Source organism: Lysinibacillus sp. FSL K6-3209, from assembly GCF_037976175.1.
Lineage (GTDB): Bacteria > Bacillota > Bacilli > Bacillales_A > Planococcaceae > Lysinibacillus > Lysinibacillus sphaericus_D.
In genome coordinates, this window is record NZ_CP150264.1 from 2,764,573 (window position 1) to 2,786,267 (window position 21,695).

Below are 21,695 nucleotides of genomic sequence, written 5' to 3' on the forward strand. Positions count from 1 at the left end.
GTGACTTACTGGATAGCTATTTTTATTGACGTAGCTGTACATGGATAACTTTATCCGGAAAATCAGTAATCCACCCTACTACGGATGTATGTGGATTCGTCAAAAACTTTTCACTGCCATCAATCGCATAAAAGCGACATGTCTTAGCACTAGCTACGCATGCCTCTAAATAGCGGGGTTTATAATACTTTTTATGCATATGAACACAATCAATTGCCTTATAATCACTCAACAAATCCCATTTTAATTTTTTTGTCGCAATTAGCGCTGTTTCATACTGTGGCGCATGACGTTTCACAACCTCTAACAGCTCATAATGAAACGATGAAAAATGGCTACCTGCTGGTAATTTAAGCCCTTGAAGCAGTTGAACGAGCGCATCTTGATTGTCAAGAATGGTCGATTTTAATTCAATATTCAGTGGGAGTTGGTGATTATTTGCCCATGCTAAAACCGCTTCAAATGTCGGAATTCTATACGATGAAAAAAACCTTCTCCACGGCTTCCCTAATTTAAAGCTCTGCAATTCCGCTATCGTGCATTCATTCACTAGCTTATTACTGCCTACTAATCTTGATAATTGCGGATCATGGTAAACAACGGGTATCCCTTCTTTTGATAGCTGAATATCTAACTCAATCCCATTGGCACCTAGCTCTAATGCTTTTTCAAACGCTTTGAAACTATTTTCTAGCGCATAAGCAGACGCCCCGCGGTGCGCAAACACAGGGATGAATGATTCATTATACATTCAGCTCACCAAACTCCAGTAAAAATTTTCCGTTCGTCATTTTATTTAACAACGAGGACTTTTTGCCAATTTGAATATACGTACCAGGATAGGCTTCCTTTGTAACAATAATTTCTTCTTTTCCAGCATGACGCATCTCATCCATCATTAACTTAATTTCACGATCTAGCGTCACCGCTTCTGCTTTTAACTTGGATAAGCTTTGCTTTGTTTCTTCAAAGGCAGCAATTTGCTGCGTAGACATTTGCTTAAGCAGAGGTAGTAAACTTGTAATCTTCGCTTCACGCGCTGAAATATCGGATTGCAATTGCTTTAACTGCGTTGCTTTATCTTGCATCATTGCATAACTTTCCTGTTTATTGACACTTTCAATGATTAGATCCGTTCTCCGCTCTAAACGGTTTCCCGAAATGGCTGTAACAATGGTATTTTTTGCAACAGCACGCCCACCAATGATTTTCCCTCTGCGCTCATCAACAAAAATGGAATGGGCAGTAAGTTGTGACCCAAGTGAATAAAAACCGATATGAATACTATCATCTGCGACTAAAATAGCTTCATTGACATGCTTCACAAAAATATTGCCACCGGCTTCAACGAGTGTTGAACCCAAACCAAAAATACCGCCTCGAATGTATACATCACCTTCGATTGATTTAATTAGCTTTGCGCCGCTTACACCTTCCGCACCTTCAATGGAAATATCTCCGGTTGCAATAACAGTATAGCCAGTTGTAACGGTTCCCTTAATGCTTAAAGAGCCATTAAACTCTAAATTCCCCGTCTCAACGCCTACATCTCCATGAATCGGTAGATGGCGATTTACACCAATCGCACCTTTGACATCATCTAACACACCCGCTATTTTCGAACGAATGACGATTTTACCATCTTCTTCTACTTCATACGCGGATTTTTTGTCATATCGAATAGGAAAATCACGACCAGGTACTGCCGCAATTATTTCACCGAGTACATTTTGACCAGGCTTGCCCATCGTTGCAGGAATTTTTTCCCCGAGCCAAGAGCCTTCTGAAATTTCTGAAATAAAATTCATGTCGTAATAATCGGCTTTCCCATCTTCACGAATGACAGGTTTTCTTTCAGGTTTAGGTAAATATGTAATTTGTGCATCTGTACCTGCCACAGGTGACGTTCCTTGCGCAATTAAAAACGCTTTGCCAGGTTCAACCTTTGAAATATCAAAGTCTAAAATGCCATAAATAATGCCTTGATCCGCTAATGTTTCCAAAATTTGTTCCGTTAATTTTTCCTTATTCTTTTGAATATAATCAGCTGTTTCATATATAAATATAGAGGCAGACATTTTATCTCGAGCAATTTCAGCTTCAACATTTGGAAGCCAGCGTCCAATCTCAACAGGACTTGTGCTTTCTGTCGCTAGTACAGTTTTTAATATAGAAAAATTAGATAACTTTAGTCGTGGATGACTACGTAAGACGCCATCAAAATCTTTTAATGGAAACCCAGCGCTGTATGTAAGCATAAATACCTTTCCGTTTTCTTCCGATATTTCGAAGTTATCATTTCGAACTAGAATCACGCTACCTCCTCCTTCCCTCTATATGTAAGTATATACAATCTATTTACATTTGTTTAGAGACAATTGTCACTACTCATAAAGAAAATACCCCTACTTTATCAGTAAGCTCTGTACACAGTACAAACCTTTTTCCTCTAAAAAATAGACGATATATACTATAAAAAAGCATGTTTTCCTTCGTTGCAAAAGTGGAAATGTTATTATTGCATAAAAACCCAGTAAATTTTTAGGTTATTTTTAAGAACGCTTTGAAAAAGAAATGGCTATATTCACATAAATCCTTATTTTAGTTTTTTTGTATTAGGTCTTGTCTACTAAAAACATTCTTAAAGTAGAACATTACTGCATAAAGTACCGTTTTAACTTACTATTTATTTGTATGCTTACTTAAGCATCAAGCATAAAGACTCTGGGCTTTTAGTCATTTATTATCTGTAAATAAGTCACTGCTTAATCTATCTTGAAATGCTTCAATTCTGCTATCCGTGCATAATTGTTCACGCGTTAAATAGAAAATACTTATGCTTCCATTAACGCTCAGTCGCATCTCATATAACTGATCATTGATTTGTGTTATTTCTAATGCGTTATGATGGTCAAGTTGAAAATTAACACTTTTCATTTATAATCCCCCCGTCCCTATTATAGCCATAAAGGCAAAAAAAACGATTAACAGCTCTAAACCTGTTAACCGCCCTTAGAATACTAACCTAGTACATATTCTGCTAAAACACTTTGCACTTTATAAATGTTAGTAGATTTATTAAAATTTTTCTGTATCGGCAATTGGCTACCTGAAACCCAAATTTTTAGCTCTGCATCCAAATCAAATGTACCCGCCGTTTCCACTGAAAAATGTAGAATATTTTTGTAAGGAATTGAATGATATTCGGTTTTCTTACCCGTTACCCCTTGTTTATCGATTAAAATTAACCGCTTATTCGTAAAAATAAACGTATCTCTAATAATTTTATACGCATTTTGAATGGTCTCATTCGGTATTAATATCTCTTTCATCTCTTCTTGCAATTTATCTAGATTGACTTCGCTTGCATTGCCCATTATTCCATCAAATAACCCCATGTTTATTTCCCTCCAATTTTTCAAGCTTTATATAGTATATATTACATTTTGTAACAATAATACCATTCTTATTTTATTAATGATAGGAGACAATCCATCATTAGTTTGCCAATGTACTTTGCAGTATAAATAAACTGGGAACTTTTAATTAATTTGCAATAAACGGTGCTTTATGTACATAGTTTATATTGTCGATTTGATGAATGATAAAAGTCGCAATATCTTGATTTGTTATTTTTGTGCCAGGCATATCTGTTAAATGTTCTTTCAAATTTCCTCTTTCTGCGCCATCCACTATAAACGGTAGTCTAACTAACGTCCATTGTATGTGTGGATGATCGTTAAGAATATGCCATTCTTTCTTCTTGTCTACCATCATATTAGAGTACATTATTTCAAACAACTTTGCCCCCATTTTATTTAACATGCTTTTGTGATCGCCCGTAATAGTTAGAGAGCCACCTGTTACACCAATATAACGATCAATATGTAAATCAGTCATTAACTCGAGTATATTTTTAGTGATACTGCTATACATCGCCTTCTCTTTAATTGGTTGCCCAAAGGTATTTATAACTACTTGGCAATCTTTTAGTAGCTTACGAATATCTTCTACATTTTTTACATTTCCTTTGACGATTTCAACCCTACTGTCCTTGCCTATTACTTTTTCTGGATTTCGAACTAACATGCGGACTTGATATCCTTTCTCTACCGCTTTAGAAGCAATATAACGCCCTACTTTACCCGTTCCACCAATAAGAGCCACCTTGTAAGCATTAACCATACTATCCCCCCAAATCACATGATACTATGTATACGGCCAAACTTCTGTTTAGTTTCAATTTCCAACACCATCCATACAACGTTCGCTTGTTCCTTTGCTACACACTCAAGTTCATACGTTCCTCTATTCCAATATCTCGGTCTACATTTGTAAATTTACATGGTAGGGTGGAGAAGATTGTACATAAAAAAACAACCTACTCAAAAGAGAGTACGCTGTCATTCTTCAATTCCTTTTGCTCTAATATCAATCATCTTTATTGCAATATCAGAAACAAAAACTGTATTAGCCTTAATAATGTCTAAGTCATAATCATTAGGTTCATCTATATACTTTTTAAGTGCTTGAAACCTTAAATCTTGGTATTTTTTCAGCTCCCCAAATAGGTATGCAATCTTTTTATCTCCTTCCGTAATAGTATTTAAATTAATACTATACATACTTTCTTCAACTGATTCACCACTTTCGAGTAACGCTTTCATTTGATAATCCTCTAATGATAAATTGGAAGTGCCTAACAAATATTCAATCAAGTTTTCTTGATGCTCAAGTAAGATGATATTGAAATCTTCCATGATTATATCAACTTCTGCACTTAAATCATTTTTAGGTTGTGGGTCAATAACCTCTTCTTCCATTTCCTTTTGTGCTACTTCAATTTTCTTATTAGGTTCAGCTTCTGATACATTATTAACATCACCCTTCACAGATTCATCCTTACTGCATGCCGATAGAATCATTATAATGCCGATAATTAGAGATAACCTTTTAATTTTCCTCACTTCACAACACTCCTATTTTCACTAGTCACAGTTATATATTACCAACAAGATAATTGTAAGGGAATACCTAAAAATAGTATTTATTTACCTTTTGAGGATAAAATATGTTCTTCGCAATCTTATGTGCGTGTGAAAAACGGTAAGGTATAAATTCTATTACAGACCTTTCTTTTCTACCAAAAAAAACACACCTCCATTATATGAATTTTCGTAAACTCAATAAATGAATGTGCGTTAACATTTACCCGCATATATTTAGTTATTTATAGGTTCAAAAAGTGATTTATTGGTAAATAAATCTATAATATATCAACTATAAGTCCTGTAAGCTGTTATAACTGTTAATTAACTCGCCATCATATCAATACGAATCTTGTCCGCAATCATGGCGATGAATTCGCTATTTGTTGGTTTCGACTTTAAGTGATGCACTGTATAGCCAAACATCGACGAAATGGACTCGTAATTGCCACGATTCCATGCGACTTCAATGGCATGACGAATGGCACGTTCTACACGTGACGGTGTTGTATTGAATTTCTTTGCAATTTCTGGATAAAGAATTTTCGTCACAGACCCTAATAACTCGATATCTTCAAACACCATTTGTATCGCTTCCCGTAAATATGAGTAACCTTTAATATGAGCAGGTACGCCAATTTCTTTAATAATCGCTGTAATGGTGCTATCAAGCTGATGCTGATTTAATTTTTGAGGAGTTGTCGGCTGTAATACACTCGCCTTTTTCGGTATAGAAGCCTTTTGGCCAGCACAATGTAATATTTTTTGGACAAGCTGGTCGAATTCAAATGGCTTTAGCATAAAGTACGATGCTCCTAAATCCACTGCCTGTTTCATTACATCTTCTTGACCAAATGCTGTGAGCATAATGACTTGTATCGAAGACATACGATCATTTTGATACATCGCTTCCAATACTGCTAATCCATCTAGGTGAGGCATAATTATATCCAGTAATAAAATATCAGGTGTGTATTCTTCAAGCATTTGAAGACATACTTTCCCATTCGAGGCCGTTGCAATTATTTCAATTTCGGGATGTCCTTGAAAATAATGCTCCATTGTTTTTAATAATTCTCGATTATCATCTGCTATCGCCACTTTTACCTTTGTCATTTCCATTCCTCCTTCTGGACTTTGCTTTGACTATTCAAAGCATAAACCGTTACCCCTAATGTCTTTTTGACACACTGTGGAATTTTCGACATTTTTGGGTTAAAAACCTTTTCAATTTCCAAAAATGAGTATGTAGTCCGATACTTTCTTTTTTTCTCGACAAGTTACGATACGTAACAGCAAATTGTCGAATACACTTATCACTTATTTTAGTGAAAAAATGCTGATAAAACTACACTTTTTTTTAAGTATCGCTAAAGTGTTCACAAAAACCATGAAATACTTAGGGAAAGAGCTAAAATATCCTATTTTCTCCATGAAAGAACGGAGCTACCAGAAGCAGCTCCATCCAACTCATGAAGATTTTCTTAACATTTCTGCCACTGTAATAGCAGCTCCTTTTTTCGGTTCCTCAACAAACATATGTGTGACAGCGCCAACAAAACGACCATCCTGTATAATGGGACTACCACTCATACCTTGTAAAATGCCACCTGTTTTTTCAATAAGCTTTTCGTCAGAAACGATAAATTCAAGCCGTTCATTTTCAACTTTTGTAATTTCAATGGAAAATGTTTCGACTTTACTTCCTTCAATAGCTGTATAAATTTCAGCCTTCCCCAATTTTATATCTTTTGCATGCATAATTTCGATGGCTTTGGGCAATCTTTGTTGATAGCTATCTTCCCATCGGCCAAAAATTCCATAAACCGTATTTTTATCAATACTCCCTAATCGTTCCTGATGTTTTTCAATGGAGGAAATTTTATAGCCGGGTTGACCAGGTAGGCTTTTACGGATTTGATGAATGGATGCTAAGAAAATGGAGCCTGCTCGGAAGACAGGTGCTTCTTGGAGAGTTGAGTCGACAATCTGGTGGCCTAATGCTCCGTAATTTAATGTCTCTGGATCAATGTATGTCAATGTCCCTACTCCATCTGTTTCATCCTTTAAAAAAGAGATGACATGTTCTGCTTCTTGTTTTTGTAAGTCAACTGTTAATGCTTTACCTTCACTTTTTATCGTCCATTTTTGTTGCCCATGGCGAGCAATGGCTTGCTTGGCATCAGCGAGTGTTTTTACCGTTGTATCATTTATTTTTTCGATAACGGCGCCTCCTTTCATCCATTGATTGGAAGCTAATAACACATCATGCGCAACAAAGACATGTGATAATTGAAGCTGAATTCCAATTGCTTCACCCATCGGTATTAATTTTTTGGCCGCAAAAGCCTGAATGGGCATAAATAACAAAACGATGAGCATAGGCAAAATGACAAATTGACGCCAACGACGATTCATACGACACCTCCTTTTGATTTTTGTCTTTATACTATGTGTTGTTGTGCGGTTCTTATAAGCGGTAAATATTTGTGCAAAATGAAAAAAACCCAGAAACATTGGACTGCCTCTGGATTTTCTTATTAATTTAGCGCATTTGTTTTTTTCGTTCGTTTGCCATCTTTAACAATTCTGTCGCATGCTGTAAAGTTAAATCGGTAATTTCTGCACCCGACATCATTCGGCTCACTTCTTCAATACGAGCATCTGTATCGATTTCTGCTAAAGAAGTAAATGTCCGATCATGTTCCACCTCTTTTTTAATGAAGTAATGATGGTCAGCCATCGCCGCCACTTGAGGTAAATGCGAAATACACAAAACTTGAGAATTAACAGAAATGGCTGCAATTTTTTCAGCGATTGCTTGCGCTACACGACCACTTACGCCAGTATCCACTTCGTCAAAAATAATGGATGTAACACCATTGGAAGAAGAAAAAATTGTTTTTAACGCTAACATCATACGCGACAATTCCCCACCTGAAGCAATTTTCGGTAAAGATTTTGGTGGTTCCCCGACATTCGTTGAAATATAAAAGATCACTTGGTCTTTACCATTGACATCAAAGTAAGGTAAAGCATCAAAATTTACAATAAATTTTGCTTTTTCCATATGTAATTCACGTAGCTCTGCCATGATAGCCTCGCTTAAATCATTGGCTGCTGCTTTTCGAACATGCGAAAGTTTTTCAGCAAGTTCACTTAATACTACTTCCATTTCAAGTACTTTTCGTTCTTTTAATTGCAATATTTCATCACGATTCAAAAGCTCACTAAGCTCTGTTTTAATCTTTTCATAATAGGCGAGCATTTCTTCAACAGTGGAGCCATATTTGCGCTTTAAGTTTTGGAAAAGTGCCAAGCGTTGCTCCACTTCATTTAATCGCGCGGGATCGAATTCTAACTCATCTAATACATTTTTCACCTGATAGGCGGCATCCTGTAAAGCGTAAAAAGCAGTTGTTACCGACTCAGATGCCTCTTTAAACTGTTCATCGATGACCGCAGCATCATCTAATGCGCCCATCGCTGTTCCGATCCAGTCAAGCCCTTTTGTCTCTCCCTGAATTGCTTCATAGGCAGCACTCGAGCGTTCGAAAATTTTATTAAAATTCATTAGACGACGACGTTCATCTAACAGCTCATCTTCTTCACCAAGCTTTAAATTTGCATCTTCCAATTCTTTCATTTGGAATTGGTACAAATCAATGCGTTGCGCCATTAACTGCTCATCAATAGAAATGGAGGCTAATTCTTTTTTTAATGCCCGATATTCGCTATATTGAATACTGTATTGTTCAAGAATCGGTGATAGTTGCTCTTCTGCAAATTGATCCAATAAATGAATATGTTGTTTTTCATCCATTAGTTCTTGATTTTCATGCTGACCATGTATATCAATTAGACTTGCACCAATATCTCGTAAAACCGATAAAGGTACCAATTTGCCATTTACCCGACAAACACTTTTGCCAGAGTCATTTAAATCGCGGCGTAAAATAATAGAATCTTCTTCTATTTCAATGCCTGCTTCCTCCAATTTCTTATATACAGGATGTGCAGTGCTTGAAATTTGAAACAACCCGCCTAACTCTGCTTTTTTAGCACCATGACGAATAAATTCTGAATTGCCTCTACCACCAGCAAGTAAATGTACCGCATCAATAATAATGGATTTCCCAGCCCCAGTTTCTCCTGTTAGTACAGTTAAACCATCCGAAAAACTAACCGTTAAATCCTCAATGATGGCAAAATTTCGAATACTAAGCTCTCTTAACACAAATTGTCACCTCTGAATTAAATTCAACTGCTATTATATCTCGTGCTATCAGATGCAAAATGACCGCTTTTTAAAAACAGGCAAGCAACTGTTAACCATTTTCGTTTCCCTCTTATAGCATGTCCAATAAGCGATTTTTTGTATTTTCTCGCTCGGCTTCATCGCGACAAATAATTAAAATAGTATCATCCCCTGAAATCGTACCTAAAATTTCAGGCCAATCTAAATGATCCAGTAATGACGCAATAGCATTCGCATTACCTGGGAGTGCTTTCATTACTAAGAAATGCGATGCTCCGTCAATGCTCACAAAAGCATCCGCTAATGCACGATGTAATTTTTGTACTGGATTGAATCGTTGGTCTGCGGGTAAGCTATATTTATAGCGTCCATCCTGCAAAGGTACTTTTACTAAGTGCAGTTCTTTAATATCACGTGAGACCGTTGCTTGTGTCACATTATAGCCTGCATCCTTTAAAAAATCGACTAAATCATCTTGTGTTTCAATTTCATGATTTGCAATAATATCACGAATCCGTATATGTCTTTGCCCTTTATTCATATTGTTCACCTCTTATAAATAGTTAAATATTTGTATAATTACACTACCATTTTCAGCATAAAAGCACAAGAAAAAACACGGCTCTACTTAATGAGCACGTGTTATTTTAGTGCACTATGCGCTTCTTCAACGAGTGCATTAAAAGCTGTATATGGTGGAATACCTTCATCCCCTACAGGATTCACTAAATGGAATAAAAATTCAATATTCCCCTCACCGCCAGTAATCGGCGAAAAAGAAGCATCCTTCACAACAAAGCCAACTTCCGTTGCCATAGCAGCGTTTTTTTCTAAAACATCAAGATGGACTTTTTTATCACGGACGATACCCTTTTTACCAACATTCTCTTTACCTGCTTCAAACTGTGGTTTAACAAGTGCCATGACATCCCCACCTGGCATTAAAACCGTTTTTAGTACCGGTAAAATCAATGATAGTGAAATAAAGCTCACATCAATTGTAGCAAACTCAGGTAAACCTTCCGTTAAATCTGCCGCTGTTGTATAGCGGAAATTCGTTTTTTCCATAACTGTTACACGTTCATCTGAACGAATTTTCCACGCAAGCTGATTGGAACCAACATCTAAGGCATAACAATGTCGAGCACCATTTTGTAATGCACAATCTGTAAAACCACCTGTAGAGGAGCCGATATCAAGCATCAGCTTCCCTTCTACAGACATATCAAAAATTTGCAAAGCTTTTTCTAGTTTCAAGCCACCACGGCTCACATATTTTAAATCTGAACCTTTTACTTGCAGCGGTGCATCAATTGCAATTTTTTCTCCTGCTTTGTCGATGCGTATTTCATTAGAAAAGACAAGGCCCGCCATAATTGAGCGTTTTGCCTTCTCGCGCGTCTCACAAAGCCCACGCTCTACAAGTAAAATGTCTACACGTTCTTTCGGTTGTTTTGTCATTATTTGTTCAAACCTACTTGCTGTTTTTGTTGTAGTAACACTTGCATGCGTGCTACTGTATCTTCTGCTGTCATATGGATTTCCGCTAGCAGTTGGTCTACGTTTCCATGCTCAATAAATTGATCTGGAATACCCATTCGATCAATAATTGCAGTGAAATAACTATGGTCGTGCGCAAATTCTAAGACGCCACTGCCAAAGCCCCCCTGTAATACCGCTTCTTCAATCGTTAGCACTGGTTTATTGCTAGTAAATATACGATGCAGCATATCTTCATCCATCGGCTTAATAAAGCGAGCATTCACCACTTCAATTTCTACGCCTTGTTGCGCGAGCATATGCGCTGCTTCCATTGCCATTGGAATAGTTGTTCCGAATGTTAATATCGTCGCATCTTTCCCCTCACGTAGCACTTCCCAACTGCCTATTGGTAAAGCCATAAGCTCCTCATCGAGCGGGACACCAATCCCATTGCCACGTGGATAACGAAGGGCAATCGGTCCGCCGTTATAATCAATGGCTGTTTTCACCATATGTTGACCTTCATTCTCATCCTTTGGCATCATGATCGTCATATTGGGAATATGGCGAAGGAATGCTATATCAAAGACACCTTGGTGTGTTTCACCATCTGCACCAACTAAACCTGCACGGTCAATACCAATGAAAACGTTTAAATTTGGACGCGCAATATCATGTAGAACTTGGTCATACGCACGCTGTAAAAACGTTGAATAAATCGCTAAAAACGGCTTCATTTTTTGAGTAGCAAGACCTGCAGCCATCGTTGCAGCATGTTGTTCAGCTATACCGACATCAAAAAAGCGTTTAGGAAAGTCTTTTTGAATCCCTTGTAATTTTGAGCCAACAGGCATTGCTGGCGTAATCGTCACAATGCGTTCATCTTCATGTGCAATTTTACGTACGGTTTCAGCGATTAAACTACTCCATGCAGGACCTTTTGTTTCAGATTTAACAAAGGCACCAGTCTCCATTTTATATGGACCTGTCCCATGCCAATTCCCGATTGTATCGTCTTCCGCCGGCTTGTAGCCTTTTCCTTTTTTCGTAATGACATGCACAAGCACTGGGCCTTTTACTTTTTTAGCATAGGATAAAGTCGTTTCAAGCGCCTCAAAGTCGTGACCGTCAATTGGTCCTAAATATTTAAAGCCTAATTCCTCAAAGAAGACACCAGAAACGACTAGATATTTCAAACTGTCTTTCAAGCGTTCAGCAGTTGAAGCCAGCTTCCCACCTAAAACCGGAATTTTATTAATTAACGATTCTAATTCTTCTTTGGCTTTTGAATACTCTTTGGCAGTTCGCAAGCGACCTAATACGTTGTGTAATGCCCCAACATTTGGCGCAATGGACATTTCGTTGTCATTTAAGATGACAATCATGTTTGTTTTTGCATGCCCTATATGATTTAATGCCTCAAGCGCCATACCGCCAGTTAAAGCACCGTCCCCAATAATCGGTACGACGAAGTTTTTTTCGTTTTTAATATCACGTGCTGCTGCCATACCCATGGCTGCTGACAACGATGTCGAGCTATGACCCGTTTCCCATTCATCATGTTCACTCTCCACAAGCTTTGGAAAACCACAAAGCCCTTTGAACTGACGCAAAGTGTCAAATTGACTCGCACGACCTGTCAAAATTTTATGCACGTAAGCTTGGTGGCCAACATCCCATAAAAACTTATCTTTTGGACTGTCAAACATTTTATGAAGCATAATTGTCAGCTCCACAACACCCAGGTTCGGTCCGATATGACCACCTGTGACAGAACATTTTTCAATTAAGAAAGTTCGAATTTCTTTTGCAAGTTGTTCAAGCTCTCTCTTATCTAAGTTTTTTAAAAAGGATGGACTAGAAATCTTGTTTAAATCCACCTTTCTCACACACCTTTTCAATAAATTATTCACCGCAATCGTGTTTCCACCATTATAACAGTGTTATCCATATGCTAAAAGTACGAACACTTTATTGTTTGCCTCTTGGCAAACGTCCTCACCTATTCTAGCATATTCTTTCCCTCTAACGCCCATTTTTTCTCTTAGTTTTTACGATGAACAATATAGGCCGCAAACTCACGCAGTAAGCTTACATCTACTTGTAAGTTATCCAGTGCTGCAATAGCTAGCTGATAATGGTCAGCAAGTTTTTCTTTGGCTCCAGCTAATGTTAATAATGCAGGATATGTGCTTTTATCGCTCGCTACATCCTTCCCTGCAGTTTTGCCTAATTCCTCTGTTGTGCCTTCAATATCTAAAATGTCGTCTTGGATTTGGAATGCCAGCCCAATATGATGCGCATATTCCTTTAAAGTAGCACGATCTTCTTGAGAAGCATTGGCTAATACTGCACCCGATTCAATACTAAATCGTAAAAGTGCACCTGTTTTATTGACATGTACATGTTCTAGTTCCGTTAGGCTTAGTTGGCGTTGCTCACCTTCCATATCGAGTACTTGGCCGCCAACCATCCCTTCAGCACCTGCTGCTACGCTTAGAAGATTGACAAGTTCTATTCGTTGCTCCGCTGAAAGATCCATGCGCGCTAAAATGCCAAACGCTAGCGTATTTAACGCATCGCCTGCAAGTGTTGCAAGGGCATCTCCAAACACTTTATGGTTAGTTGGTTTGCCACGACGGAAATCATCGTTATCCATGCTCGGTAAATCATCGTGAATTAAAGAATACGTATGAATCATTTCAATAACAGCACCGACTGTAAGCCCTGCTTTTAGGTCCTTACCGTAGATTTCTAAAACTGCTAATACAAACAGTGGGCGAATACGTTTGCCTCCTGCCTTTAATGAATATAGCATCGACTCTTTTAAATGAGTTGGTGCGTCAATTTTCTCAACAAGTGCAAACATCTCAGCCTCCACTTGTGGTGTGTTGCTCTGAATAAAATGTTTTAATTGTTCGTTCATTTTAACTAGTTCTCTCCCTTTAGCGGATCAAATACTGTTGTTTCGCCTGTTTCTTGAACAATTGAAATTAACTGTTCCTCGGCATGCTGTAGTTTACTATGGCAAAACTGTGAAAGCTCCATGCCCTGTTTATATAAATCAATAGCATTTTCTAATGGCACATCACCCTGCTCTAATTGGCGGACTATTTCTTCAAGTGCCGTCATTGCTTCTGCGAATGTTTGTTGTTTCTTCGCCATTGCTATTCCTCCTTACTATTTGGCAAGACATTTGTCACTTCGGCAATTACTTTCCCATCGTGGAAGGCCAATGTTAGTTGATCTTGCCGCTTTAAGTCAGCAGACGATTTCAACACTTTGTCATCTTTATAAGCGACTGTGAATCCTCTTGTTAAAATAGCAAGCGGATTTAATGCTTCGAGTGTTCTTACTGATGCCTCAAATTGTTGTTTTTGCTTTGCTACGTAATGTGTTGCAGAACGTGTTAGCTGTTGAATGCGCTGATCTAATTCCCTTTGATGAAAAACGAGCGCTTTTTTTGGTGATTGCTGCTCTACTGCGCTATGCAATTTTTGAAGTTGTGCTTCTTTTTTCATCAAATCTACTTGCATCGCTTTTTGTAAAGTTGTTTCAAGCTGTGCTAATCGTTCGGTAAACGGACGATACAATCTTTCTGGCATCGATAAAGGATAGGACTGTTGTAGCTTATTTAGACGTTGTCGCTCCGTTATAAGTTGCGCCCTCACGATTTGGTGAAGCTGCGATTTTTGAGTCAACACTCGTTGATACAATTCTTGCTGGTCAGGAACTGCCATTTCAGCGGCAGCAGTCGGTGTCGGTGCACGTAAATCTGCTACATAATCGGCAATCGTCGTATCGGTTTCGTGCCCTACTGCGCTAATAATGGGAATCCGACTATCAAAAATAGCACGTGCTACAGCTTCCTCATTAAACGCCCATAAATCTTCAATTGAACCTCCACCCCGCCCTACTAATAAGACGTCACAAACAGCATCTTGATTAGCGCGTTCAATATTGTGTACGATGCTTGGTGCTGCTTGTGCCCCTTGTACAAGGGTTGGATAAATGAAGATTTCAGCAAGCGGATAACGTCGCTTTAAGGTCGTACAAATATCTCGTATCGCGGCACCAGTAGTGGATGTTAAAACACCTATTTTTTCAGGAAACTTTGGAATTGGCTGTTTCCATTCAGGTTTAAAAAGCCCTTCTTTTTGAAGCTGTTCTTTCAGTTGGTTAAAGGCAACAAACAGGCTTCCGATTCCATCTGGTTGCATTTCCTGCACATATAATTGATATGTACCATAACCTTCGTAAACGTTTACATCCCCTCGGATAAATACTTGCATACCCTCTTTTGGCTCGAATGCTAATTTTGTTGCGGCAGTTTTGAACATCGTTGCTGCAATCCGTGCTCCATCATCTTTTAACGTAAAGTAAATATGCCCCGATTGATGTACTTTAACATTCGATAACTCTCCTTTGACATAAACTTCGCGAAGATGTGGATCGGCATCGAATTTTCGTTTAATATATTTCGTTAAAGCTTTTACAGTTAAATAAGAAGCTGATGACATTATTTTCGGCTCCTTTACTAAAATCAAGTTTTTCACAAAACTACACTTATCATAACATTTTTTGGCGCGCATGACGTGTAAAAATACAGTTTCATAAGAAAAAACATCTGTCTTTCATCCTATTTGAAAACAATACTGTAACATCTTTATTCCAATCTTGGCTCAGATAAAAGTGGCTAACATGTGTCCGTTTTAGTGGCGTTTTATTTTAATTATGTGGCGTTTCTCTCTGGTTTTGTGGCGATTTGCACAGATTTTGTGGCGTTTCAACATCATTCTATCCGCACACGAATCACTTGCAAAAAGAGAGCCACCTCAAAAGTAATGAGATGGCTCTCTAAGCAAACGAAATTTATTTCAATTAATTACTTGTTATTCGCAAGCTTTGTTTCTGCCGCTTGCACTGTGTTGAAGAGTAACATTGTGATTGTCATCGGGCCGACACCGCCTGGAACTGGTGTAATGTGAGATGCGATACCGTCAACCTCTGCAAAGTTTACGTCGCCGCAAAGCTTGTTGTTTTCATCGCGGTTAATGCCGACATCAATAACAACAGCACCTTCTTTAACATGCTCTTTTGTAATAAAGTTCGCACGCCCCACCGCTGCAATTAAAATATCTGCTTGTTTTGTGAATGAAGGTAAATCTGGTGTTTTTGAATGCGTGTATGTCACCGTCGCATCTTTTTGTAGCAATAGTTGACCCATTGGTTTCCCTACAATATGACTTCTACCTACAATAACTGCATGCTTTCCAGCGATTTCAATTCCTGAATATTCAAGAAGCTTCATCACGCCAAACGGTGTACATGGTAAAAATGTTTCCTGGCCAAGCATCATTTTCCCAACGCTAACTGGCGAGAAGCCATCTACGTCTTTTTCAACAGCGATTGTCGCAATAACTGTGTCCTCATCAATATGTTTAGGCAGTGGTAATTGCACTAAAATCCCGTGAATATCTTCACGATTATTTAATAATTCAATTTGCACTAACAGCTCTTCTTGTGTCGTTTCCTCTGGCAGTTTAATTAACTCTGAAAACATCCCAATTGCTTCACAAGATTTTTGCTTATTTCTCACATATGTAGCTGAAGCTTGGTTGTCCCCAACTAGAACAACCGCTAAGCCTGGAATTAAACCTTGCTCCTTTAAACGACCTACTCGCTCGGCTACTGAATTACGAATTTCTTGACCAATCTCTTTACCATTAATAATTGCACTTGACATAAACCTTAGTTACTCCTTCCAATTCAACACATTTTTATTGTTCTGTAAATTTAGAAAGTACGCCATTAACAAATTTTGACGATTTATCGTCTCCAAATGTTTTGCATAACTCGATTGCTTCATTAAGTACGACTCTTTTTGGTGTTTCTTGCATGTATAAAAGCTCGTATACAGCTAGTCGTAAAACTGTTCTCTCAATTTTTGGCAGACGGGCAAGTGACCACTTTTCTAGATGCTGCGATAATGCCGCATCAATTTCCTCTAAATGTTCAGCTGTTCCATTTATAATCTTTTCGTAGAAAGCATTTGTCGGTTGACCTTTAATATGTGCTTTTGCTTCTTCGACTGTAAGATCCGTATTGTCTAGCTGAAACAAAACTTGCAACGCTTTTTCACGTGCTTCATGTCGTTTCATGTAAAGCTCTCCTTCTTAAGTGGCATTAAGGTTTATAATAGCATAAATTCGTACGAGAAACACGGATTCAAGCAAGTTTTCAATAATCTGAAACCTTTTTCAAGCAACTTTCTACTTATTTTAACTACTAATTTGTTGAAATGTTAAAAATGTAGTGCTACCTTATTTTTAACTTGGGGACCTTCTTACAATATATAATCGTAAATTTTAATAATTCGTTTCAATTATATCGAGCCATTTCTTTGCTGAATGCTATAATAAAAAAATACACTTTCTTTAGTGAGAGTTTGACACAAACGCAACATTTTTTTACTAGTGGAGGAAAACAGATGACAGAACATTATTATACAATCGGGGAAGTTGCAAAATTAGCAAACCTTTCTGTGCAGACCCTTCGTTACTACGACCAAATTGACTTGTTTAAGCCTGCTTATACTGATTCCGCTAGCAATTACCGCTATTATAAAGACAGTCAGATTTTTTACTTAGATATTATTAAGTCACTAAAATATATCGGGACATCACTTGAAGATATTAAAAAGGCGCTTATGCTAACGCCTGAAGAGTTGCTTGTTTTTTTAGAACAACAAGAACAACGATTAGAAGAAAAAATTTCACGTCTGAATGAAGTAAAATACACGCTGTTGAAAACGAAAAAACAAATGCAAGAGCAAATTGACATCCCCATCTTCGGTGAAGTTTACACACGTTTTGAAGAGGAAATGCCAATATTACAAGTCACTACGACTGAACTGACACCCACTTCTAGCACCAATACATACTACAGCATTTTAACAAAAATTATCGAGAATGAAGGTAGTGTCTTAAACAGTCGCTATGGATGTATTTATCCGCTCGCTCATTACAAAGATGTAAATGACATTTATTATGATGCGATTTTCACTCCACTATTAACGGAACGTAGATTTTCTAAACTTACAACAAATATGAAACAAACCATTGTACCAGCAGGCAAATATGCTTGCATTGCTTTTATATATCACCCCGATACGTATTTTACCTTTTACGAAAAACTTAAAAAATATGTAGATGCGCACCAAACAGCATTTGAATCCACCGTTTACGAATTATATATGCCAGCAACCTTAACTGATGAGCAGGAAAAGAAGTTTATTGTAGAATTAAAAATCAGACAAAGTACGACGCTTTAAACATCCTCCTTTATTAAGTAAGAATAATTCGCATGCATTGCATAATTATGCCTTTTTACTTCCACACTAAAAAAATAAAAACAAATCTTTTGACCCTATAGTAACTATAGGGTTTATTGTATTAGATGGAAAATATTCTAGTAGATTATGAATCTCGTGTATCGTGAACTGTTGAAGGAGAGAAAAATGAACAAGAAACAAGCTATAACATTAACTATTTTATTAGCCAATCTCTTTATCGCCTTTTTAGGAATAGGATTGGTTATCCCAGTATTACCAACTATTATGAACGAGCTTAATATTACAGGCTCTGTCGTTGGCTATATGGTGGCAGCATTTGCCATCACACAACTGATTGTATCGCCAATTGCAGGGAAACTGGTGGACCGTATTGGCCGAAAAATCATGATTGTTGTTGGTCTATTTATTTTTGGTCTTTCAGAGCTATTATTCGGGATGGGCCGTTCCATTGAAATTTTATTTTTATCGCGCATGCTTGGTGGCGTAAGTGCTGCTTTTATTATGCCCGCAGTAACAGCATTTATTGCTGATATTACAACAATGGCGCAACGTCCGAAAGCACTTGGCTATATGAGTGCAGCGATTAGTACAGGCTTTATTATAGGACCAGGGCTCGGTGGATTTTTAGCAGAATACGGTACACGTTTACCTTTCTTCGCTGCCGGTGTTCTCGGTTTCGTAGCAGCGTTATTATCGCTCACATTTTTAAAAGAACCGACACGTGCTACGGATGATACAGAAGCCGCATCTTCTATTTTCAGCAGTGCGAAACGAATTTTTAGCCCTTTGTATTTCATTGCATTTGTGCTTATTTTTGTCCTTTCATTTGGTCTTGCAGCATTCGAATCACTCTTTAGTTTATTCGTTGATCATAAATTTGCATTTACACCATCTGATATTGCTATTATCATTACCGGTAGTGGTATTATTGGTGCCATTGCCCAATTACTATTGTTTGACTGGCTTACGAAGAAAATGGGCGAGATTAATGTTATTCGATACTCCCTCATTCTGTCTGCCACGCTGACTTTTGCCATGACAATCGTTAATCATTATTTCGCAATATTATTTGTGACATTCTTTATTTTTGTCGGCTTCGATTTAATTCGTCCTGCCGTTACGTCCTATTTATCAAAAATCGCAGGAAATGAGCAGGGCTTTGTTGGGGGCATGAACTCTATGTTTACAAGTCTCGGAAATATATTCGGACCAATTATTGGGGGAATATTATTCGACATTGACTTAAATTATCCTTATTACTTCGCTACCATCGTGTTAGTTTTCGGCGTAATACTTGCACTGTTCTGGAAGAAACCAAAAGATATCGCGCTATAAAACCTTTTAACCAATTTAAAAAGGAGTTGCCTTCTATGGTGAAATATCACCAAGATGGCAGCTCCTCTTTTTTATTCTGGTACTACTGTTTCCTCTTTTTCGAAGTGAATACCTGTAATATGGACATTCACCTCTGCTGTTTCAAGTGCAGTCATATTTAAAATTGCTTGGCGAATTTGCGTTTGTACATCCTTTGCCACTTTCGGAATTGAATAGCCATATTTTACAGAACAAAATACGTCAATTGTAATTTGTCCATGTTCTGTTACACCAGATTTTATGCCCTTATTGTGTACTTTCTTACCGAAGCGTTCAACGACGCCAGTTGCTATATTACCACGCGTTGCTGCGATACCCTCTACCTCGTTTACTGCGATTCCAGCTACAATTTCAATTACTTCTGCAGCTACTTCAATTTTCCCAAGCTCTTCTTTACCAGAAGGTGTTGGTTGTACGAAAGATTGTCCTACTTTCTCTGCCATACAAATATCATCCTTTCCCTTACACATCGCAAGCAAATGCTGTTGTTATGCTTATTATACTATAAAAAGGAAGGTTTGGCTTAGAAAAGACGTTTTCATTTTTTTACATACAAGTAATCCTAGATTTTTCTTCCTCGTTGATTAGACATTGAAAGTTAATCACCAGCCTCTACTTTGCTTTCAATGGGCTTTTTCCACATACCAACCATAACCGCTGTGACCATTGCACCGACAGAACGTTGTAGCGATGCTAGCCTAAGTGAGGGGGAATTGAGAAATGCCCCATTAATACTTAGAAGCTGTATGCATCCTGAAATGTAATTCAAAAGAAAAAATCTGTTCTTTACAAAATTTCAAAAATAAAAAACCTTCTGACTACTAAAAGCCAGAAGGTTTAAGAAATAGATATTCGATTCTATTCCACGTTCGTTAATTATTTCTTACTTGTTCCTAATACGTCATTTTCTTCCAAGAATTTCGTGTTGAATTTCGCAGATTTGAAGACGTCGTTGTTCATTAATGCTTGGTGGAATGGGATTGTCGTATTGATACCAGGACCAGCTACTTCAAATTCACCTAGCGCACGATTCATTTTCGCAATTGCTTCTTCACGCGTATCCGCATGAACAATCAGTTTTGCTACCATTGAATCGTAATATGGAGGAATTGTATAACCTGCATATACAGCAGAGTCAATACGTACACCATAGCCACCTGGTGTTACATAAGTATCTACAGTACCAGCTGATGGCATAAAGTTTTTGTATGCATTCTCTGCGTTAATGCGGCATTCAATTGCCCAACCATTTAATTTAATATCATCTTGTGTGAATGGAAGTTTCTCACCTGATGCAATTTTTAATTGTTGTTGAACAAGATCGACACCAGAAATCATTTCTGTTACAGGGTGTTCTACTTGGATACGTGTATTCATTTCCATGAAGTAGAACTTGTCCTCTTGATAGTCATAGATGAACTCGATTGTACCAGCACCTTCATAGTTACATGCTTGAGCTGCTTTCACCGCTGCTGCACCCATTTCTGCACGGCGTTCAGAAGATAGAGCAGGAGATGGAGCTTCCTCTACTAATTTCTGCATACGACGTTGAACAGTACAGTCACGTTCGCCTAAATGTACGACATTACCGTACCCATCAGCTAACACTTGAATTTCACAGTGACGGAAGTATTCAATGAATTTTTCTAAATATACGCCAGGGTTACCGAATGCTGCAGCAGCCTCTTTTTGCGTAATATCAATACCTTTTACAAGGTCTTCTTCTGTACGTGCTACACGGATACCTTTACCGCCACCACCAGCAGTTGCTTTAATGATAACTGGGTAACCAATTTTCGCAGCCCATTCTTTACCTGTTTCGATATCTGGAACAATACCAGTACCTGGTACAAGTGGAACGCCTGCTGCTTCCATTGTTGTACGAGCAACGTCTTTAATCCCCATAATTTTGATGGAATCAGATGAAGGACCAATGAATTTAATGCCCGCATTTTCACATGCTTCAGCGAAATCAGCATTTTCAGAAACGAAACCGTAACCTGGGTGGATACCGTCTGCTCCTGTTTTTTCTGCTACGCTTAACAATGCTGGGAAGCTTAGATAAGAATCTTTAGATAGCTTCGGACCGATGCAATATGCTTCGTCTGCTAACTTCACATGTAATGCATCTGCGTCTGCTTCAGAATATACAGCAACCGATTTGATGCCTAATTCTTTACAGGCACGAATAATACGAACAGCGATTTCGCCGCGGTTTGCGATTAAAACTTTTTTCATG

Annotated in this window: 22 protein-coding genes; 2 read left to right on the plus strand and 20 right to left on the minus strand. The window is 37.9% G+C overall.

Going from position 1 to position 21,695, the window contains the following annotated elements; genetic code table 11:
- Positions 1 to 22: 22 nt before the first annotated feature.
- The 17 genes from MHH88_RS13385 to nusB all read right to left on the minus strand — a co-directional run bounded on the left by MHH88_RS13385 (position 23) and on the right by nusB (position 16,889).
- Positions 23 to 751, minus strand: coding sequence for a glycerophosphodiester phosphodiesterase (locus tag MHH88_RS13385; RefSeq protein ID WP_339258669.1), 729 nt, complete (start codon positions 749 to 751; stop codon positions 23 to 25).
- Complete coding sequence (locus MHH88_RS13390) at positions 744 to 2,315, minus strand: FapA family protein (protein ID WP_339258671.1); 1,572 nt, start codon at positions 2,313 to 2,315, stop codon at positions 744 to 746. The genes MHH88_RS13385 and MHH88_RS13390 overlap by 8 nt, the downstream gene beginning before the upstream one ends.
- Before the next feature lie 421 nt (positions 2,316 to 2,736).
- Entirely contained in the window at positions 2,737 to 2,937 is a 201-nt protein-coding gene (locus MHH88_RS13395; protein ID WP_339258673.1) for a hypothetical protein, read from the minus strand.
- An 83-nt stretch (positions 2,938 to 3,020) separates the two neighbouring features.
- Positions 3,021 to 3,398, minus strand: a complete 378-nt coding sequence (locus MHH88_RS13400; RefSeq protein WP_069513094.1) for a PH domain-containing protein — start codon at positions 3,396 to 3,398, stop codon at positions 3,021 to 3,023.
- A gap of 148 nt (positions 3,399 to 3,546) precedes the next feature.
- On the minus strand, positions 3,547 to 4,185 hold the full coding sequence (locus MHH88_RS13405; RefSeq protein WP_069513093.1) for an NAD(P)H-binding protein: 639 nt from the start codon (positions 4,183 to 4,185) through the stop codon (positions 3,547 to 3,549).
- A gap of 218 nt (positions 4,186 to 4,403) precedes the next feature.
- Positions 4,404 to 4,967: a hypothetical protein gene (locus MHH88_RS13410; protein WP_339258676.1), complete on the minus strand. Its 564-nt coding sequence runs from the start codon at positions 4,965 to 4,967 to the stop codon at positions 4,404 to 4,406.
- 345 nt (positions 4,968 to 5,312) lie between these two features.
- The gene (spo0A, locus tag MHH88_RS13415) at positions 5,313 to 6,104 is read right to left on the minus strand and encodes a sporulation transcription factor Spo0A (protein ID WP_024361169.1); all 792 of its coding nucleotides are present in this window, start codon (positions 6,102 to 6,104) and stop codon (positions 5,313 to 5,315) included.
- Positions 6,105 to 6,458: 354 nt separating this feature from the next.
- Positions 6,459 to 7,406 (minus strand): SpoIVB peptidase S55 domain-containing protein, encoded by a 948-nt coding sequence (locus tag MHH88_RS13420; RefSeq protein WP_024361170.1) that lies wholly within the window; start codon positions 7,404 to 7,406, stop codon positions 6,459 to 6,461.
- A gap of 127 nt (positions 7,407 to 7,533) precedes the next feature.
- Positions 7,534 to 9,225 carry a DNA repair protein RecN gene (recN, locus tag MHH88_RS13425; RefSeq protein WP_069513092.1) on the minus strand — a complete coding sequence of 564 codons (1,692 nt, stop codon included), beginning with the start codon at positions 9,223 to 9,225 and terminating at the stop codon, positions 7,534 to 7,536.
- A 112-nt stretch (positions 9,226 to 9,337) separates the two neighbouring features.
- A complete protein-coding gene (gene argR / locus MHH88_RS13430) occupies positions 9,338 to 9,787 on the minus strand; it encodes a transcriptional regulator ArgR (protein ID WP_024361172.1) in 450 nt (149 codons plus the stop codon).
- Between the two features lie 101 nt (positions 9,788 to 9,888).
- Positions 9,889 to 10,707 carry a TlyA family RNA methyltransferase gene (locus tag MHH88_RS13435; protein WP_339258679.1) on the minus strand — a complete coding sequence of 273 codons (819 nt, stop codon included), beginning with the start codon at positions 10,705 to 10,707 and terminating at the stop codon, positions 9,889 to 9,891.
- The gene (gene dxs, locus MHH88_RS13440) at positions 10,707 to 12,608 is read right to left on the minus strand and encodes a 1-deoxy-D-xylulose-5-phosphate synthase (protein ID WP_024361174.1); all 1,902 of its coding nucleotides are present in this window, start codon (positions 12,606 to 12,608) and stop codon (positions 10,707 to 10,709) included. The genes MHH88_RS13435 and dxs overlap by 1 nt, the downstream gene beginning before the upstream one ends.
- Positions 12,609 to 12,772: 164 nt before the next feature.
- Complete coding sequence (locus MHH88_RS13445) at positions 12,773 to 13,654, minus strand: polyprenyl synthetase family protein (RefSeq protein WP_069513090.1); 882 nt, start codon at positions 13,652 to 13,654, stop codon at positions 12,773 to 12,775.
- Positions 13,655 to 13,659: 5 nt separating this feature from the next.
- Positions 13,660 to 13,893 carry an exodeoxyribonuclease VII small subunit gene (gene xseB / locus MHH88_RS13450; protein ID WP_024361176.1) on the minus strand — a complete coding sequence of 78 codons (234 nt, stop codon included), beginning with the start codon at positions 13,891 to 13,893 and terminating at the stop codon, positions 13,660 to 13,662.
- A gap of 2 nt (positions 13,894 to 13,895) precedes the next feature.
- Positions 13,896 to 15,248 (minus strand): exodeoxyribonuclease VII large subunit, encoded by a 1,353-nt coding sequence (gene xseA, locus MHH88_RS13455; RefSeq protein ID WP_339258682.1) that lies wholly within the window; start codon positions 15,246 to 15,248, stop codon positions 13,896 to 13,898.
- Between the two features lie 365 nt (positions 15,249 to 15,613).
- On the minus strand, positions 15,614 to 16,474 hold the full coding sequence (gene folD / locus MHH88_RS13460; RefSeq protein WP_339258684.1) for a bifunctional methylenetetrahydrofolate dehydrogenase/methenyltetrahydrofolate cyclohydrolase FolD: 861 nt from the start codon (positions 16,472 to 16,474) through the stop codon (positions 15,614 to 15,616).
- A 34-nt stretch (positions 16,475 to 16,508) separates the two neighbouring features.
- Entirely contained in the window at positions 16,509 to 16,889 is a 381-nt protein-coding gene (gene nusB / locus MHH88_RS13465) for a transcription antitermination factor NusB (protein ID WP_069513087.1), read from the minus strand.
- A 329-nt stretch (positions 16,890 to 17,218) separates the two neighbouring features.
- Between nusB and MHH88_RS13470 the strand changes: the two genes are divergently transcribed.
- Entirely contained in the window at positions 17,219 to 18,061 is an 843-nt protein-coding gene (locus MHH88_RS13470) for a MerR family transcriptional regulator (RefSeq protein ID WP_339258687.1), read from the plus strand.
- A 186-nt stretch (positions 18,062 to 18,247) separates the two neighbouring features.
- Positions 18,248 to 19,417, plus strand: coding sequence for an MFS transporter (locus MHH88_RS13475; RefSeq protein WP_025219923.1), 1,170 nt, complete (start codon positions 18,248 to 18,250; stop codon positions 19,415 to 19,417).
- A 71-nt stretch (positions 19,418 to 19,488) separates the two neighbouring features.
- Here the strand turns inward: MHH88_RS13475 and MHH88_RS13480 are convergent, their stop codons facing one another.
- The 3 genes from MHH88_RS13480 to accC all read right to left on the minus strand — a co-directional run bounded on the left by MHH88_RS13480 (position 19,489) and on the right by accC (position 21,694).
- Positions 19,489 to 19,899 carry an Asp23/Gls24 family envelope stress response protein gene (locus MHH88_RS13480; protein WP_069513084.1) on the minus strand — a complete coding sequence of 137 codons (411 nt, stop codon included), beginning with the start codon at positions 19,897 to 19,899 and terminating at the stop codon, positions 19,489 to 19,491.
- Between the two features lie 155 nt (positions 19,900 to 20,054).
- Positions 20,055 to 20,225: a hypothetical protein gene (locus tag MHH88_RS13485; protein WP_339258690.1), complete on the minus strand. Its 171-nt coding sequence runs from the start codon at positions 20,223 to 20,225 to the stop codon at positions 20,055 to 20,057.
- 107 nt (positions 20,226 to 20,332) lie between these two features.
- A complete protein-coding gene (gene accC, locus MHH88_RS13490) occupies positions 20,333 to 21,694 on the minus strand; it encodes an acetyl-CoA carboxylase biotin carboxylase subunit (protein ID WP_024361185.1) in 1,362 nt (453 codons plus the stop codon).
- Position 21,695: the final 1 nt, after the last annotated feature.

Coding starts and splice junctions, on each gene's coding strand:
- MHH88_RS13470 (WP_339258687.1), top strand. CDS start 17,219: ATGACAGAACATTATTATACAATCGGGGAAGTTGCAAAATTAGCAAAC.
- MHH88_RS13480 (WP_069513084.1), bottom strand. CDS start 19,899: ATGGCAGAGAAAGTAGGACAATCTTTCGTACAACCAACACCTTCTGGT.
- MHH88_RS13385 (WP_339258669.1), bottom strand. CDS start 751: ATGTATAATGAATCATTCATCCCTGTGTTTGCGCACCGCGGGGCGTCT.
- spo0A (WP_024361169.1), bottom strand. CDS start 6,104: ATGACAAAGGTAAAAGTGGCGATAGCAGATGATAATCGAGAATTATTA.
- MHH88_RS13475 (WP_025219923.1), top strand. CDS start 18,248: ATGAACAAGAAACAAGCTATAACATTAACTATTTTATTAGCCAATCTC.
- MHH88_RS13420 (WP_024361170.1), bottom strand. CDS start 7,406: ATGAATCGTCGTTGGCGTCAATTTGTCATTTTGCCTATGCTCATCGTT.
- folD (WP_339258684.1), bottom strand. CDS start 16,474: ATGTCAAGTGCAATTATTAATGGTAAAGAGATTGGTCAAGAAATTCGT.
- MHH88_RS13395 (WP_339258673.1), bottom strand. CDS start 2,937: ATGAAAAGTGTTAATTTTCAACTTGACCATCATAACGCATTAGAAATA.
- MHH88_RS13400 (WP_069513094.1), bottom strand. CDS start 3,398: ATGGGGTTATTTGATGGAATAATGGGCAATGCAAGCGAAGTCAATCTA.
- MHH88_RS13405 (WP_069513093.1), bottom strand. CDS start 4,185: ATGGTTAATGCTTACAAGGTGGCTCTTATTGGTGGAACGGGTAAAGTA.
- argR (WP_024361172.1), bottom strand. CDS start 9,787: ATGAATAAAGGGCAAAGACATATACGGATTCGTGATATTATTGCAAAT.
- xseB (WP_024361176.1), bottom strand. CDS start 13,893: ATGGCGAAGAAACAACAAACATTCGCAGAAGCAATGACGGCACTTGAA.
- accC (WP_024361185.1), bottom strand. CDS start 21,694: ATGAAAAAAGTTTTAATCGCAAACCGCGGCGAAATCGCTGTTCGTATT.
- MHH88_RS13445 (WP_069513090.1), bottom strand. CDS start 13,654: ATGAACGAACAATTAAAACATTTTATTCAGAGCAACACACCACAAGTG.
- nusB (WP_069513087.1), bottom strand. CDS start 16,889: ATGAAACGACATGAAGCACGTGAAAAAGCGTTGCAAGTTTTGTTTCAG.
- MHH88_RS13435 (WP_339258679.1), bottom strand. CDS start 10,707: ATGACAAAACAACCGAAAGAACGTGTAGACATTTTACTTGTAGAGCGT.
- xseA (WP_339258682.1), bottom strand. CDS start 15,248: ATGTCATCAGCTTCTTATTTAACTGTAAAAGCTTTAACGAAATATATT.